Annotated in this window: 17 protein-coding genes; 4 read left to right on the forward strand and 13 right to left on the reverse strand. The window is 45.7% G+C overall.

Features of this window, described 5'->3' with window-relative positions; translation table 11 throughout:
* Positions 1-80: 80 nt before the first annotated feature.
* Together ELZ11_RS18275 and bioH are read right to left on the reverse strand one after the other, a co-directional pair.
* A complete protein-coding gene (locus ELZ11_RS18275; protein WP_137358818.1) occupies positions 81-554 on the reverse strand; it encodes an ATP-dependent Lon protease in 474 nt (157 codons plus the stop codon).
* A 175-nt stretch (positions 555-729) separates the two neighbouring features.
* A complete protein-coding gene (gene bioH / locus ELZ11_RS18280; protein WP_137358819.1) occupies positions 730-1,497 on the reverse strand; it encodes a pimeloyl-ACP methyl ester esterase BioH in 768 nt (255 codons plus the stop codon).
* A gap of 86 nt (positions 1,498-1,583) precedes the next feature.
* On the opposite strand from bioH, the gene ELZ11_RS18285 reads away from it, so the two are divergent.
* The 4 genes from ELZ11_RS18285 (at position 1,584) to cysQ (ending at position 4,545) form a co-directional block, all read left to right on the forward strand.
* Positions 1,584-2,285, forward strand: a complete 702-nt coding sequence (locus ELZ11_RS18285) for a ComF family protein (RefSeq protein WP_137358820.1) — start codon at positions 1,584-1,586, stop codon at positions 2,283-2,285.
* 109 nt (positions 2,286-2,394) lie between these two features.
* Positions 2,395-2,979: a Fe-S biogenesis protein NfuA gene (nfuA, locus tag ELZ11_RS18290; RefSeq protein ID WP_137358894.1), complete on the forward strand. Its 585-nt coding sequence runs from the start codon at positions 2,395-2,397 to the stop codon at positions 2,977-2,979.
* A 177-nt stretch (positions 2,980-3,156) separates the two neighbouring features.
* Positions 3,157-3,711: an ADP compounds hydrolase NudE gene (nudE, locus tag ELZ11_RS18295; RefSeq protein WP_137358821.1), complete on the forward strand. Its 555-nt coding sequence runs from the start codon at positions 3,157-3,159 to the stop codon at positions 3,709-3,711.
* A gap of 6 nt (positions 3,712-3,717) precedes the next feature.
* Positions 3,718-4,545 carry a 3'(2'),5'-bisphosphate nucleotidase CysQ gene (cysQ, locus tag ELZ11_RS18300; RefSeq protein ID WP_137358822.1) on the forward strand — a complete coding sequence of 276 codons (828 nt, stop codon included), beginning with the start codon at positions 3,718-3,720 and terminating at the stop codon, positions 4,543-4,545.
* Between the two features lie 110 nt (positions 4,546-4,655).
* On the opposite strand, the gene ELZ11_RS18305 is transcribed toward cysQ, so the two are convergent.
* The 11 genes from ELZ11_RS18305 to gspD all read right to left on the reverse strand — a co-directional run bounded on the left by ELZ11_RS18305 (position 4,656) and on the right by gspD (position 15,069).
* Positions 4,656-5,417 carry a type II secretion system protein N gene (locus tag ELZ11_RS18305; RefSeq protein WP_137358823.1) on the reverse strand — a complete coding sequence of 254 codons (762 nt, stop codon included), beginning with the start codon at positions 5,415-5,417 and terminating at the stop codon, positions 4,656-4,658.
* Between the two features lies 1 nt (position 5,418).
* Positions 5,419-5,910 carry a type II secretion system protein M gene (locus ELZ11_RS18310; RefSeq protein ID WP_137358824.1) on the reverse strand — a complete coding sequence of 164 codons (492 nt, stop codon included), beginning with the start codon at positions 5,908-5,910 and terminating at the stop codon, positions 5,419-5,421.
* Between the two features lie 8 nt (positions 5,911-5,918).
* Positions 5,919-7,142, reverse strand: coding sequence for a type II secretion system protein GspL (gene gspL / locus ELZ11_RS18315; RefSeq protein WP_137358825.1), 1,224 nt, complete (start codon positions 7,140-7,142; stop codon positions 5,919-5,921).
* Positions 7,111-8,142: a type II secretion system minor pseudopilin GspK gene (gene gspK / locus ELZ11_RS18320; protein WP_137358826.1), complete on the reverse strand. Its 1,032-nt coding sequence runs from the start codon at positions 8,140-8,142 to the stop codon at positions 7,111-7,113. The genes gspL and gspK overlap by 32 nt, the downstream gene beginning before the upstream one ends.
* Positions 8,135-8,815 (reverse strand): type II secretion system minor pseudopilin GspJ, encoded by a 681-nt coding sequence (gspJ, locus tag ELZ11_RS18325; protein ID WP_137358827.1) that lies wholly within the window; start codon positions 8,813-8,815, stop codon positions 8,135-8,137. The genes gspK and gspJ overlap by 8 nt, the downstream gene beginning before the upstream one ends.
* Positions 8,802-9,194: a type II secretion system minor pseudopilin GspI gene (gene gspI / locus ELZ11_RS18330; RefSeq protein WP_137358828.1), complete on the reverse strand. Its 393-nt coding sequence runs from the start codon at positions 9,192-9,194 to the stop codon at positions 8,802-8,804. The genes gspJ and gspI overlap by 14 nt, the downstream gene beginning before the upstream one ends.
* Positions 9,184-9,765, reverse strand: a complete 582-nt coding sequence (gspH, locus tag ELZ11_RS18335) for a type II secretion system minor pseudopilin GspH (RefSeq protein ID WP_137358829.1) — start codon at positions 9,763-9,765, stop codon at positions 9,184-9,186. Before gspH ends, gspI begins: the two co-directional genes overlap by 11 nt.
* 45 nt (positions 9,766-9,810) lie before the next feature.
* A complete protein-coding gene (gene gspG / locus ELZ11_RS18340) occupies positions 9,811-10,254 on the reverse strand; it encodes a type II secretion system major pseudopilin GspG (protein ID WP_137358830.1) in 444 nt (147 codons plus the stop codon).
* A 65-nt stretch (positions 10,255-10,319) separates the two neighbouring features.
* A complete protein-coding gene (gene gspF, locus ELZ11_RS18345) occupies positions 10,320-11,540 on the reverse strand; it encodes a type II secretion system inner membrane protein GspF (protein WP_137358831.1) in 1,221 nt (406 codons plus the stop codon).
* Positions 11,541-11,542: 2 nt separating this feature from the next.
* Complete coding sequence (gene gspE, locus ELZ11_RS18350; RefSeq protein ID WP_137358832.1) at positions 11,543-13,045, reverse strand: type II secretion system ATPase GspE; 1,503 nt, start codon at positions 13,043-13,045, stop codon at positions 11,543-11,545.
* Positions 13,045-15,069: a type II secretion system secretin GspD gene (gene gspD / locus ELZ11_RS18355; protein WP_137358833.1), complete on the reverse strand. Its 2,025-nt coding sequence runs from the start codon at positions 15,067-15,069 to the stop codon at positions 13,045-13,047. Before gspD ends, gspE begins: the two co-directional genes overlap by 1 nt.
* Positions 15,070-15,105: the final 36 nt, after the last annotated feature.

Below are 15,105 nucleotides of genomic sequence, written 5' to 3' on the forward strand. Positions count from 1 at the left end.
CCACTAAAAATCAAAACCCACTTTAGGCTATAAAGTGGGTTTTATTTTAGCGCTTCCCCTAGAAACCATATCGTTTTACGTTATAAAACCGCTATAACTTCTGATGGGGTATGAGGTGCCACAGCGTGACCATAGTGATACTTAATGATCTTGCGCCGCTTCTCCATCTGACCTTCTTGTATTGCCGCATCTAAAACGTGCTTAGGCAGTCGAAAACGCATTGTGTAACCTTTTCCTTGCCCAGCGCTGTATGTCTGTAGCGCCAGCAAATCAAATAGCCGTTCTAAAGTACTTTTAGGGTCTTCATGATAAATTGAGTCCGCTTCAGATTCTTCTTCTACCCCATATCCGGGGTGTTCAGATGGATCCCAAGCCGATTGCTTTCGTCGTTTATCATCAGACTTTACCCTACGTTCTGCATTGGTTTTAGCCAATGCGACAGTAGGTGCTATCGGTTCACGCACTTTGTTTTCGCGCGCAACTTGCTCTGTTTGCACATTCACGGATGGGGCGATCAGTGGCACACTAACTACTGTTGCAGGTGACACTATCATTGCGAAACCTCCTCAAGAATCGCCCGAAGCAATGTTCTGTTTCTAGCTCGAAGGTAGCCTCTCTTCTCACCACTACGCCCAAACTAAATACAGCCCCATCAAAACCATTCAAGCTAGGCTCTCAGATTTCTTTGGTTAGATTATATATCGACCATATTGATTATAATTTTAGCAATTATTTGCTCGCGAAGCTGATCAGCTGGTTACAAAATGTGTCGGCTTCAGTCATAAATGGAGCGTGGGAGGACTGACTAAAAATATATTGTTCAGTATCTGGAACCGCTTTTTCCAAGTCTTTCGCCACCTTGAGCGGCACTAAACCATCCAGTCGACCATATAAGCGCAGCATAGGGACAGAAATCTGAGGAAGTCGCTCTCTAAGGTCAACCTTGGCTAGCATATTGAGGCCAGCCAATAAAGAATCAGGGTTAGGAAGCGGACGTGATAGCACTGCATGTTTTAGCTGCTTCACATCTTGGCGAGCAGAAGGGCTACCCATGGCTTGCAGCGCCATAAAACGTTCAATGGTCGTTTGAAAATCTTCGACCAACTGCTCTGTGAATGCCGTTAGCACATTGGGCTGAATACCGCGCCAAGGTTTCTCTGCAGCAAATTTAGGAGAGCTTGCTACCGTCACTAATTTACTCACGAAATCAGCATGGTGCAGCGCCATATGAGTCGCGACCAATCCACCTAAAGACCACCCGACCCAAATGGCATTTTTAGGCGCATCTTCGATCAGCCGTTGAGCGATCTCTTCCAAGTTCGAAGCGTGAGTTTGTGCACTATGGCCATAGCCAGGTAAATCCACCACATGCAGGGTAAAATGCGGCTCTAGTGTTTCAACCGTCTGTTGCCACACCGCACCATTCATCCCCCAGCCATGGACCAATACCAAATCAGGCCCGCTACCCGTAACTTGCCAATATAACGCTTTGCTCATGCTCTCAATATTCCCTACTTTTACCACCATTCCCCGCTATGGGTGTTTGGTACCGTAATTCAAATCATCCATACTTATTGGTAAACATGGTATCCGATTGGCTACAAAAAACCACACAGCATTATCTGCCTCTACAGTGCCAACTATGTCGTTTAGAAATACCGAAAGCTCACCGCTCTCGCAGTTGGTGTTCTCACTGTCTTGAGCTTTTTTCTAATACTCCGAGATGCCAACGATGCGGCTTAGCCACAATCACGCAAGTAGAGCAATGCGGGCAATGTTTGTCCAAGCCACCCGCTTGGCATCGATTGTATTGTGTCAGCGACTACCAATTTCCAGCTTCTAACTACGTACATCAGGTCAAGTATTCCAAGAAGTTTTGGTATGCACGCGACCTTGCTCAGCTACTTGCGCCAAAAATTGAAGACCCAGCGCCACTAATCACCAGCGTTCCACTGCATTGGACGCGCTACCTTAATCGCGGATTTAATCAAAGTGCCTTGATTACCAAATATCTGGCAAAAGAGCTTGGTACCACCCATCACAGGTTATTCACTCGCAGACGAGCCACACCTAGTCAGCAAGGGTTAACTAAACAGCAACGAGCCCAAAATCTTAAAAATGCATTCGACCTCCACTATCTTCCTAGCCAATCCCATATTGCGATTGTCGACGATGTCGTCACCACAGGCAGTACCGTGCAGCATTTATGCAAATTACTACTTGAAGTGGGCGTCAAAAGAATCGATATTTACTGCATCTGCCGCACTCCTGAACCTTTGAAATAACCTTGTTGGCTTTGATTTCGAACAACAATGCAACAAAAAAGGGCTGAATTACGATTCTGACAGGAGTAGAATGGCCGTAATAGCCTACAAATTTACTCAGGTATTCGTCGTGTCAAATATTACTATTACAGAAACAGCTCAAACCCACTTTGCTAACTTACTTGGCCAACAGCCAGAAGGCACAAACATCCGTGTATTCGTGGTTAACCCAGGTACTCAAAATGCGGAATGTGGCGTATCTTACTGCCCACCAGAAGCGGTAGAATCTACTGATACTGTGCTGACTTTTGAAGGCTTCTCGGCTTACGTAGATGAGCTAAGCTTGCCGTTCCTAGACGAAGCAGAAATTGACTTCGTGACTGACAAAATGGGTTCTCAGCTGACTCTGAAAGCGCCAAACGCAAAAATGCGTAAAGTCGCAGATGATGCTTCTCTAATCGAACGTGTTGAGTACGCGATTCAAACTCAAGTGAACCCGCAGCTCGCAGGTCACGGCGGTCACGTAAACCTTGTTGAAATTACCGATGAAGGCGTTGCTATCGTTTCATTTGGTGGCGGTTGTAATGGCTGTTCAATGGTTGATGTAACGCTAAAAGAAGGCATCGAAAAAGAGCTTCTTCAACAATTTGAAGGTGAGCTAACAGCAGTACGCGATGCAACTGAACACGATCGCGGCGAGCACTCTTACTACTAATCGAGTCGCTTATCGCTCAGTGAGCCTGCCAATATTGGCGATCGCTCTGAAATATGAAATCAAAGGTTGATGTGAAAACATCAACCTTTTTTAATGGCTATGATTCAATGCCAGTGTCAATCATTCTTATTTTCTCATATATTAGTAGACATACTTTCTAGCTAAGGAGCGAGCGAAATGACAAAAAGGACTGCGCCAGAAATTCTGGCCAAACAAACTGTCGCTCAATCAAAATTGTTCTCTATTGAGTCTCTCGACTTACGCTTTTCAAACGGTGTGGAACGCACATACGAACGCATGAAGCCAAGTGGCCGCCACGCCGTAATGATGGTCCCTATCACTGAAAATGGCGATATTTTACTGGTTCGCGAATACGCCGCAGGAACCGAGCGCTACGAACTTGGTTTTCCGAAAGGTTTAATTGATTTAGGTGAAACTCCTGCCCAAGCCGCTGACCGAGAGCTCAAAGAAGAAATCGGTTTTGGCACCAATAAGCTCACACCGTTAAAAGAAGTGATTCTCGCTCCCTCTTATTTTTCAAGCAAGATGACATTATTCATTGCCGAAGACCTATACTCAGAAAAGCTAGAAGGTGATGAACCAGAACCATTAGACGTTGTGCGCTGGCCATTAGCTCAGGCGGAGGAGTTACTGACTCACCTCGACTTTTGCGAAGCCCGCAGCATAACCGCCCTACTACTAGCAATCAGAATATTAAAAGCGCAAGAGTAGCCAACTATGCCAATAACAAAAGACCTGTCTCACCTACTTCCTTCTGTCATCGAAATTGCTCGTTCAGCCGGGCAGCTTATTCTCGAAATTTACGAGAAGAAAGATTACGAAGAATTTACCAAGAGTGACGATACACCTGTCACCAGTGCCGACTTGGCCGCCCACAAGTTAATTTCGCAACGCCTAAGTGAACTCACTCCAGATATCCCTGTGCTTTCAGAAGAAGCGGCAGATATCAGCCTAGAACAACGCTCACAGTGGGATCGTTACTGGTTAGTCGATCCGTTAGATGGCACGCAAGAATTCATTGCTCGCAGTGGTGATTTCGCTACGATCATCGCGCTCATTGAACATAACCGTCCAGTCATGGGTGTCGTATACGGACCGGTCTCTGGCGTCACCTATTACGCTTATTCAGGAAAAGGCGCGTGGAAAATTCCTGAAATGGCAGAAAGTGTGAAAATTAAAACTCACACTCACGAGCAGCCGAATCAATCAATCGCAATCGCGATCAGCCGTCGCCAAGACATCAATCGCATCACTAGCCGTATGAGCCCAAAATGGAACTACGATTTAGTACCTCTTGGTTCTGCAGCATTGAAGGCCTGTTTAGTTGCTGAAGGCGCTGTGGATTGCTACCTGCGCCTTGGCCCTACTGGTGAATGGGATACCGCCGCAACACAGTGCATTGTAGAAGAAGCGGGCGGGCGTATTCTCAGTACTCATCTAGAGCCACTTTCTTATAACGAAAGAGAAACACTCGAAAACCCGAATTTTATCGTACTCGGAGACGCCGACTTACCGTGGGATGAAATTTTGCAAGGTAAAGATTAGCCAGAGTAAATAGCGCTTCTCATCAAACTAAAAAGGCTCGATACACCAAGTGTATCGAGCCTTTTCTATTGTTTAGCAACACCGCTATTTCGTACTAACGAAGGAAGAAGCTAAAGTTTCCCTTGATAGCTAAACTGGTAGCGCCCTTGCGTATTAGGGTTTCCAAGCCACTTGAGCTGACTCTTCATCGCTTGAGGGAACTCAGCTCCCGGCTTGAACCATGCTGAAGCGCTGTAGCGTTGGTTCGGAGAAAGCTGCGCCGAAAATTCACTGCTCACTTCTGAACTGCTCTGATCGCCTTTTGCGCTAAGCTCACTATTTTCGCAGCTAATATCCGCAATCACAGGTCCAAGATTAAGCGCACCGATAGGCGACTCCACACCAGCATGACTCCACGCCAAAGTACCTTCACCTGACTGACACCAAGGAGATGCGTAAACGGCGTGCTTCACAGTCAATTCGAGCTGCCCGCCAACAGAAACTGGCACAGGGATAGCCGGCGCGTAGTCCATCACTTTCTCTGCTGGTATTGATGCCACTAAGTTCTCAACATACGCGCCACTCAAGCTATAACCAAGTGCGCCTTTACCGCGTATATTCATGTCACTTTGGCGGCCAAATCGCACTGCAATTTCTGCTTTCGCTTGAAGAAGCTTAGAAAACTGAAAGTCCCACTGCACCGAACCGTAGTTCATATTCTGCCAAGCCACATTCCTAGCACTGCCTGTCCACAAAGACCCTTCCACACCTTCAATATCCAACCCTCTAACAGGTGGCAACTGTTTGAGGGCGAAAGAAGCTGGAAGGTGCAATATCAAGCTAACCGAAAAGCAGATAACAAAAATGGCACCATATAATAAGCCGCGTTTCACATTAACCTCGCTTAAACTGCAAACGGTTGATTTCAATGACCCCAGATTGTTCCGAGCGATCAATATCCATAAACTCGGCCTCAACCCCTTGCTTCTCTTTTAAGTACCTTAGCCAATCAACAAACTGGTTAAACGGTACTGGTTTGATCCACACTTGAAGCATATCGCCTCTCGGTTGAACTCGAATCAATTCAATTTTGTAACGACGGATCGACGATGATACCACCTGATTGAGAGGCTGATTGGAAACCACCACGCCACCATTACCACGAAGGTCTGAAATTTCATCGGCTTTATCTGTTACCCAATTTAGTAACTGCTTTTCGCTTTGAATTCGAGTTTGCGCTAACTCAGCTCTCTGATTTAACGGTTGCAAGACACCCCAGTAAATTCCACCGATAACGATCAACACCGAGCAGCCTATCACTAGACGTTGCTCACGCTGGCTGATGCTATTCCACCAAGCTTGAAGCGACTCAATTAAGTTTTTCATTCATGACCTCACTTGCGCTTTAAGACAAAGCTGCCAAATACAGCTTCACCATTTCGGTTAAGTGGACCTTGCTCGACCACAAACTGCTCAGAAAGCTTGGTTCTTGCATCCTCAAAACTCTGAAAATCAGCACTTTTTGCTTGGATACGAACTTCTGAACGATTGCCATCATACTTAATACTTTCCAACTCGATCGCGGCGACTTTACCAAGCGTTAACGGTAAGTGAGACAGCCAATGCAGCATCGAATCTTCACCACTAGAGCCACCTAGTCGACTCGCTTCATCATTCATTTGACGCTTTAAGTAACTGACGGTAGGGATCTTGCGTTTATTCGGAAATACCGTTCGAAATATACGTTCACTTTCCGCCCGGTAAGCGCTCGCTTGCGTCTCATATTGCTGAACTAACAGCACCTTTTGAACGACTAATACCGCTAGCAGCAAACAAGCCGCAACCGCTACTTTTTGCCAAATTCGCCAATATTTTAAGAACGATGATTTCGCTTTAAAGCTGCCTGTCAGCAAGTTAACCGAGCTTGTAATGGCATGTTGGCTCAAAAGCGCCATGACCAATTCCGCAGGCTTTACTTGCCAATCGACACTCTGATTCTCCATCGCCGATTCAGACGGCAAACCTGTGTAGCTATAAACCATGAGAGTTTCGTCGTCTTCACTGTCAAACCAATCAGAACGGCTAAATAGCCCTAGCCAGCTGTCGTCTACAGAAGCGACTTTGAATTCACTCTTACGCAGTAGCCATTGTGAATCTAACTGTAATGCCGTTACGCCCTGCTCTTCAATTGGCAACGCGAAAGTATCAGGCAAGATCTTACGAAAAGTGATCCCTTGCTCTTTGAATACAGCAACAATATTGCTTAGCCATTGCTTCTCGACACCACATACCACCGCACTGGTCGCGCTCTTATCCAATACTGTAAAGTGCAGGTCATCGACATCCTGCGCCACTTCATCTTCTAATAAGTAGGGCAACATGGACTCAAACTGGCGAGCAGCCCCTTTCGGGATTTCTACTTCTGTTACCAAGCAATCGCTACCTGATAATAATGCGATACAACTTCTTTGCTGCGCGTAAGGCGTCAACTCATCTAATTGCTGCCAACTTGCCAGTTCACCACTGGCTATCACTTCTTGTTGGCTTGTCGACCAAACGCACCACGGCACAGGGCTCTGCGGTTCACTACTCAGTCGAACGGTCAGAAACTCGCTCACTGATCCCTCCAAAGCGACGACGTACGACCGTCACTGTTTCTCGATTATCACTATAGAAAAGACTGCGAATTCTCACGCGTGACTTATCCACTAATACTTCTGCGTCTAGCTCGAAATAAGCGCTATCCACAGTTAAATAAGGTTTGGCCTTTTTTGAAACGGATTCTTCAATCGCCACCATCGCCGCTTCTGCCATAAATTCATCGACGCTAGCCCAGCCATCAAAAGGGCGGTTTTCAATTAGGTCTTTTGCGTTGCTTGCACTCAAATTCGGGGAAAACATCGCAACCAAAATCATCGATTGCTCAGGCGTCAACGTGTTTACATTCAACCGCCAGTCATCTGTTGGCAGCGCACAAATATAAGGCGACACCTTTTGCATAACCTCACCTGATACTTGGTAAATCGCTCTGAGTTCGCTACTGTCTGCCAGCAAACTGTTCGCCGTTAGATATGCGGGTTTCATCGCTTCATATGTACTGTCTTCAACGCCTGAAGAAGTACCTGTTTCGGTGTTGCCATCAATGAATTCCCAACTCGATTCAGCGATAACTTCAGCCTGGTACGGCTCAACTTCTAACTCTTCCAGCAAACGTTGCCAAACCGCTACCAGGTACGGGCTATTGCTTGAATTACTTTCCGCCGTCACCTGAGACAATACATTCAGATTGAAACAGGCTTGCTTGTCTTTAATACGGCCACTCACTTGCCCATAATCAAGAGGGAAAACTTGTTCTTCTAGCGCCCATGGCTGATTAAGGTTAATGGTTTCATTATCTTCGTAGCTTTGTTCGATACCAACTTTTGCAAGCCCTTCAATGCCCAAGCTATACCAATACGCTTGCTGGTAGTTCAGCTGGTTACCTGCACGCTTAAACTGTGTAAACAGCCTCTCAGACATAGTCGCAGCAATCGTCGCCATAATGGCTAACAACATCAACACAACAATCAAGGCCACACCACGTTGGCGTATAGGGCGAGCACGATAGCATTTACCCATCTTTGCTATCCTCTTCCTCACTTGCTCCATCCGTAACAAGCTTGCCGCCTGGCGTTAAATAGATTCGTTCAACCTTTTGGTAGTCTTTCAAAGTTAACGTGAACTTCACCGCTTTAGGCAACTCTAGAGAAGATAACCATTCTTTTTTCCAATCTTTGCCGTCATAAAACTCTAAATTAAACTCTTCGACATCGCTAAGTATTGGGGTGATGACACCTTGCTGGCCTGCAGGCGTGTCTGCATAGCGCCACCAGACCCGCTCTAATGTTTCTTCACTTAAACGGTAACCAACTTTGGTCACTTCCCCACGAGGAAATTGCTGCTGAGGGTTGTGCCAGCCAAGGCGGCTAAACATGACGCCTTTGGTATCAGAGTCTAATAAATACTGCTGCCAATAGATCAACTTAGATGATGGCTCTTCTCCGTTAGTTCGGAACTGGCGTAATGCCATTTGACGAAAATCATTATCTAATATGACCAAAGCGCGTTGCAGTTCGTTAAGTCGAGTACTGCGCTCCAAAGACAATTCATTACTGCGTTGCACTTGGTTTACCACTTGATAAGCCGCCACGCTTAACGTCGCAAAAATTGCGATTGCGACCAATACCTCAATTAAGGTAAAGCCTCTCATTTGGCGCCGAGTCGACCGTTTAGAAGCTTTAATTGGCAACATAACTTTGTACCGTGACCACAGGAGACGCCTCTTTCGAGGTTGCGACACTCACTTCAAACGCTTTCAATAAATCATCACTGGTCTGCACTGGAGTAACTTTCCAATACCAGGTACGCCCTGCCATCTCTTGTTGCCCTTTCTGAGACTTCAATTTATCGGGATGTAACATCACCATCGCCATTTGATTGTCGACCACCATAGACGCAAACGCCTTTTCTTCAAGGTAGCTAATAGTATTGATATGCTGGCTTACCGCTCGAATAACACTTATCGCAGCGGTCGCAAAAATAGCTAAGGCCACCAACACTTCTAGTAACGTCATGCCTCGGATTCGCTGAGCTGAGCGATAACGACGCGAAGTACGATTATTACTCTTCATCAGATTCTCCCGGCATTAGCAACTTAATCACCCCACTATCGCTCACTTTAATTCGCCAGCCGTCTTGAATCTCATCACCGACATTTGGGTAAAAAGACAAGCTAAACGGCGTTATTTCAGCGCTCGATAGAATAAACAGTTGAGGTGGTTTAGGCTTTTTATCTTCTTCGAGGTCGGCGAACATGTCCTCGTCAAATAAGCTACCAGGTTCAAACAAACGATCGTCGTTGTCCCATGCCCCACCACCTAACGTTAGCTTCAATGCCAACTCTTTAGGTAATTCTGTTGATGATGGGATTTTTTCAAATTCAGTTTCTTGCCAGCCTTCGTTCGTCAGAGTCATAAGTACATAGCTCAACTTACGCTCATCGACGCGAATTCCAAAATCGAGGCCACTCAAAATGGCCTCTTCATTCAGTAGCTGTAAGCGCTGATAGAAACTCTGCGCTTGTTGCTTAGCAATATCTTTACTGCTGCTTGGTATGGTAGCAATCACTGCTACCGCCGTTACTGATAGCAATACGAGAACCAACAAAATCTCGATTAAAGTAAAGCCTGCTGACTTTTTCATAGTGAGTGGTCTTCGCATTACTATCTAGCAACAATAAGCGTGAGCTTATTGGAAATCCTGCATGTTCCAGTTGCCGATATCAGCCGCAGCACCTTCACCGCCTTCTTGACCATCCGCGCCTAGCGTAAAGATATCAATCGTGCCGTTATCGCCTGGGCTTAGGTATTGGTACTCATTACCCCAAGGGTCATTTGGTAAACGCTTAATATAGCCGCCATCACGATAGTTACGAGGCTCCGGGCTGCTTGGTTTAGACACTAGCGCCTCTAAGCCTTGATCTGTCGTTGGATAAACGCTGTTATCCAACTTATACATGTCTAATGCGTTTTCCAAAGCCACGATGTCAGTAATCGCTTTTTGTTGATCCGCTTTTTCTTTATTGCCTAATAAGTTAGGGACAACAAAGCTCGCAAGCACACCAAGAATTACCACCACAACCATGACTTCTAAAAGGGTAAAGCCAGACTGTTTTTTCATTTTATTTTTCATTATTTTCTCCAAATTACAGACTTAGATTTCAGGCTAAATTTGCCTGTTCACCTAGCGCCCCGAAATTATCCACTCATTAAATTATTCATTTCGAGCATTGGCATCAACGTGGCCATTACGATGAACAACACTAAGCCAGCCATTAACGCGATAAGCGCTGGCGTAAAGATACCCAATGCAATGTTAACTGTTGATTCAAAGCTCTGATCTTGGTTGTCAGCAGCGCGCGTCAGCATCTGCTCTAATTGACCACTTTGCTCACCACTGGCAATCATATGTAGCATCATCGGTGGAAACAATTTGGTTTGATCTAAAGCCTTACGCAAGCTCGCACCCTCACGAACACTATCCGCTGCATTCAATACTTGCTGTTTCACGTGTTGATTCGACATCACATCCACAGCAACCTTCATCCCTTCTAAAATTGGGATGGCACTGGAAGTACAAATAGAAAGGGTTCGCGCAAAGCGAGCGGTATTCACCCCTTTTGCGATTTTTCCAATCAAAGGTAAAACCAATAGCTTACGATCCCAACTCAAGCGAATTGTCGGTTTTTTCAGTGCCGCACGCAGCATGACAAAGGCCGCAATGAACACCAACAACAATTGGATTCCCCAGTTTTGAATAAATTCACTGGACGCGAGAAGAAATTGGGTAGATTGAGGCAATTCTTGCCCCATTTGAATGATGGGTTCCACAATTTTAGGAACAACAGTCGCCAGCAAGAACGATACGATTGTCACCGCAAACACCACCAGCACTACGGGATAAATCATCGCTTGCATCAGTTTAGAGCGCATTTTCTGACGATTCTCAGCGTAATCCGCCAATCGCTCCAGCACCGCATCCAAATGACCCGATTTTTCCCCCGCCGCCACCATCGAGCGAAACAGTTCATCAAAGATATGTGGGTAATCCGCGAGACTGTCTGCAAGCGTATAACCTTCAGTCACCTTAGCGCGAACTGCGGCTAACATAGTCCGAATTCGTGGCTTTTCAGACTGCTCCGACACGGCTTTCAGGCACTCTTCAAGCGGCATCCCGGATTGAACTAAAGTGGATATTTGGCGAGTAATAAGCGCAAGATCTGGCGTACTAATGCCTCGCTTAAACCCTGTCGATGGCCCGCTAGATTTTTCAGCTTTAGCCTTTGCTTCGATGACTTCTATTGGCACTAAGCCTTGTTCTTTCAAGCGCTGGCGAGCTTGGCGAGCATTATCGCCTTCAATCGTACCTTTCTTCTGCTTGCCTTGCGCATTCAAGGCTTTGTATTCAAACGCAGCCATACTTAAACTTCCTTGGTCACTCGCATAACTTCTTCTAACGAAGTCACACCTAACCTAACTTTATCAAGGCCATCGTCACGGATGCTTGGCGTCGTTTCTCGGATTGCTTTTTCAATCGCTTGCTCACCCGCTTCACTATGGATCAGCTCTTGTACGGACTCATCGATCATCAATAGCTCATGAATACCCGTACGGCCACGGTAACCTTTATGGTTACAATGCTCACAACCTTTTGCATGATAAAGCGTTAAATCTTCTTTTTTCTTTAAACCGAAAAGCTTTTTCTGTTCTTTGTCAGCTTCATAGGGCTCTTTGCAGTCATTGCATAAAGTCCGCACCAAACGTTGAGCTAAAACGCCCAACAAAGAAGAAGAAATCAGGAAAGGTTCAATGCCCATATCACGTAAACGAGTGATAGCACCAACAGCGGTGTTGGTGTGTAACGTCGACATTACTAAGTGACCAGTCAAAGATGCTTGAACACCAATCTGTGCGGTTTCTAAGTCACGAATCTCACCCACCATTACTACATCAGGATCCTGACGTAAAATGGCACGTAATCCACGCGCAAACGTCATATCAACCTTAGGGTTTACTTGAGTTTGACCTATACCATCGATATCAAATTCAATCGGGTCTTCAACCGTTAATATATTACGTTCATTACTGTTGAGCTCTTGCAAACCAGCATAAAGCGTTGTCGATTTACCAGAACCTGTCGGGCCCGTAACTAGGATAATGCCATGTGGACGTTGGATAAGATGTTGGAAGTTTTGATGATTACTTGGCGTCATTCCCAAGCTATGTAGGTCTAAGCGAGTGGCATTTTTATCCAGAAGACGCATTACAACGCGCTCACCATGCGAGGAAGGCATCGTAGATACACGCACATCCACCGCTCGACCACCAATTCGAAGCGAAATACGTCCATCTTGTGGAACGCGTTTTTCTGCGATATCGAGCTTCGCCATAACTTTCACACGCGAAACTAGCAATGGAGCCAGTTTACGGCTTGGCGCAAGTACATCTCGTAGTACGCCATCCACACGGAAACGAATCGATAGCGACTTTTCAAAGGTCTCGATATGAATATCTGATGCTCCTTCCTTGATCGCTTCACCTAACATGGCGTTGATCAATTTAATGATAGGCGCATCATCTTCCGATTCTAATAAGTCTTCATCTTGTGGCAGTTCTTCTGCAAGAGAGAAGAAATCATCGTTATCTGCGCCGATATCTTCCATTAGCTGACGCGCTTCAGAAGAGTCACGCTGATAAGCTTGAGTGAGTTTAACTTCGAATTCTTCTTCAGCTATTGCTTCAGGAGTAAAGCCACTTTTCACAACGCGGCGTACTTCTAAGATCGCAGTAGCACTTAATGGTTCAACAAAATACAAGGTTGGAGCACGCTCTGGGTGTGTGTACTCCAGAACCATTTTATAACGGTTTGCAAAACTGAACGGCAGTCGTTGATAAGCTCTCGCCGTATCTAACATATCAACCATTACTGCGCTTCCATTTGATCGATAAAGGCTTGGATTTCAGCAGGATGACGAATGTCGTCGCCAAACTTCGGCAATACCGGAATATTGTCGTTATCCATCAGCTTAAGGCCTTGCTCTGACTTGTATAGCTGCTCAGCACGAATGTAGTTATATTTACGCTGAGTAATACCGTCGGCTATCATGCCGTCACGAATAATAGTTGGTTTGATGAATACCATCAGGTTCTTTTTCTCAACCTGTGTACTGGTCGACTTGAAAAGGTGACCAAGGTAAGGGATATCACCTAGTAGTGGAACCTTAGATTCGCTTTCAAGAGCGCGTTCATCAATCAAACCGCCAAGTACCAACATTTGGCCATCTTGAACGATCACTGAAGTATTCAATTGACGCTTAGCAAAACGCACGTCTACTGCACCATTAGCACCTAGTACATTAGATACCTCTTGTTCAATATTCAGCTGAACCGAGTCGCCTTCGTTAATTTGAGGAACCACTTTCAGCTTAATACCCACTTCCTTACGTTCAACCGTCTGGAAAGGGTTATCGTTACTTGAGCCAGCTGTTGAGCCAGTAAGAACAGGAACTTCTTCACCCACAATAAAAGATGCTTCGCCATTATCCATGACGGTAATACTTGGAGAAGACAGAATGTTAGAGTTAGAGTCTGTGGAAACCGCGCTTATCAATGCAGTCCAGTCACCCATTACCACACTTAAAGCCGCACCATTCACGCCAGAAAGTGCAGAAGCCAAAGTAGAGTAGTCACCCTCTTTCGTCACGGTATTAAAGCCAGTAACATTACCGTTATCATCAGTAATAGTGGTCGTTTCTTCTGAATCTTTTGCCTCTTCTAAGCCAACCATCACATTACCAATTGAAGCGCCAGTGTTGCTGTATTGGATCATCGCGCCTGTTTCTAAGTTGCCCCATTGCACGCCTAAATTAACGCCATCGCCTTCTGCCATTTCTACAATAAGCGCTTCAATCAGAACTTGCGCACGGCGAATATCCAGTTGCGCTACCACATCTTGCAATGCATTCATGATATCAGGCGGAGCAGTCACAACTAATGCGTTGGTTTCTGGGTGAGCGGCGATCATTACTTCGTTACGATTCGCACCCTTACTCTTCGAAGAGGTTTGCTTCTCTGCCTGTAGGTTGTCAGATACACCTTTCAATACATCGACAAGATCTTCTGCTTTGGCATATTTAAGGTAAACCACTCGGTTATTGCCTTTAGTCGCCATTTCTACATCAAGCTGCTCAATTAGCTTTCTTAGTCGACTACGTACTTTAGGATCGCCTGAAATCAAGATCGAGTTAGTGCGCTCGTCAGCTACAAGCTTTGGTTGTAGGAAAGCAGGGGTGTTTTTCGCATCAGTCGTTTTATTCAATGCATCAACAATACGGACCATTTCCGCAGCCGATGCATTTGCTAACTCAACGACTTCAATTTCTTTGTCACCCGCTTGGTCCACTCGCTTAATGATATCCGCCAAGCGGTTCACTACCGCAGCACGGCCTGTGATCAAAATGATATTAGCTGGATCATAGTGAACAACGTTACCCGCACCTGCATTGTCATTCAGTTGGCGTAGCAAAGGAGAAAGTTCACGAACCGAAACATTACGCACCGCTACAACTCGGGTAATTACGCTGTCGCCTTGAATGGTTTCGCGATCACCGACAACGGGAATAGCAGACGTTTTCGAATCTTTGGCTTTGATGATTTTCAGTACGCCGGATTCCATTTCAACCACAGCATAACCGTACACTTCCAAAACGTTTAAGAAGAAACTGTAATACTGCTCTTCATTGAGTACGTCGTAACTGCGTACATCAATTTTTCCTCTAACCGAAGGGTCGACAATGATGGTGCGCTCTAAATTACGACCAACAATATTGATAAATTCCTGAATGTCGGTGCCTTTAAAGCTGGCACTAAAATCATTTGCGATAGCGGCTGGTGTGCAAACTAAGCTTCCTGCCAGTAACCATGCACTTTTCTTAAACCAATGCTTCACGTACTTCTCCTACACTCTCGCCATCATGGCGTAAGT

The sequence above is a fragment of the Vibrio profundi genome (genome assembly GCF_005281835.1).
Lineage (GTDB): Bacteria > Pseudomonadota > Gammaproteobacteria > Enterobacterales > Vibrionaceae > Vibrio > Vibrio profundi.

What these genes read in the sequence shown, in the direction of transcription:
- gspK (WP_137358826.1), bottom strand. Translation starts at nt 8,142, where the DNA reads ATGGGTAAATGCTATCGTGCTCGCCCTATACGCCAACGTGGTGTGGCC.
- nudE (WP_137358821.1), top strand. Translation starts at nt 3,157, where the DNA reads ATGACAAAAAGGACTGCGCCAGAAATTCTGGCCAAACAAACTGTCGCT.
- gspF (WP_137358831.1), bottom strand. Translation starts at nt 11,540, where the DNA reads ATGGCTGCGTTTGAATACAAAGCCTTGAATGCGCAAGGCAAGCAGAAG.
- gspI (WP_137358828.1), bottom strand. Translation starts at nt 9,194, where the DNA reads ATGAAGAGTAATAATCGTACTTCGCGTCGTTATCGCTCAGCTCAGCGA.
- cysQ (WP_137358822.1), top strand. Translation starts at nt 3,718, where the DNA reads ATGCCAATAACAAAAGACCTGTCTCACCTACTTCCTTCTGTCATCGAA.
- gspJ (WP_137358827.1), bottom strand. Translation starts at nt 8,815, where the DNA reads ATGTTGCCAATTAAAGCTTCTAAACGGTCGACTCGGCGCCAAATGAGA.
- ELZ11_RS18310 (WP_137358824.1), bottom strand. Translation starts at nt 5,910, where the DNA reads ATGAAAAACTTAATTGAGTCGCTTCAAGCTTGGTGGAATAGCATCAGC.
- bioH (WP_137358819.1), bottom strand. Translation starts at nt 1,497, where the DNA reads ATGAGCAAAGCGTTATATTGGCAAGTTACGGGTAGCGGGCCTGATTTG.
- gspH (WP_137358829.1), bottom strand. Translation starts at nt 9,765, where the DNA reads ATGAAAAAGTCAGCAGGCTTTACTTTAATCGAGATTTTGTTGGTTCTC.
- ELZ11_RS18275 (WP_137358818.1), bottom strand. Translation starts at nt 554, where the DNA reads ATGATAGTGTCACCTGCAACAGTAGTTAGTGTGCCACTGATCGCCCCA.
- ELZ11_RS18285 (WP_137358820.1), top strand. Translation starts at nt 1,584, where the DNA reads ATGGTATCCGATTGGCTACAAAAAACCACACAGCATTATCTGCCTCTA.
- gspG (WP_137358830.1), bottom strand. Translation starts at nt 10,254, where the DNA reads ATGAAAAATAAAATGAAAAAACAGTCTGGCTTTACCCTTTTAGAAGTC.
- gspE (WP_137358832.1), bottom strand. Translation starts at nt 13,045, where the DNA reads ATGGTTGATATGTTAGATACGGCGAGAGCTTATCAACGACTGCCGTTC.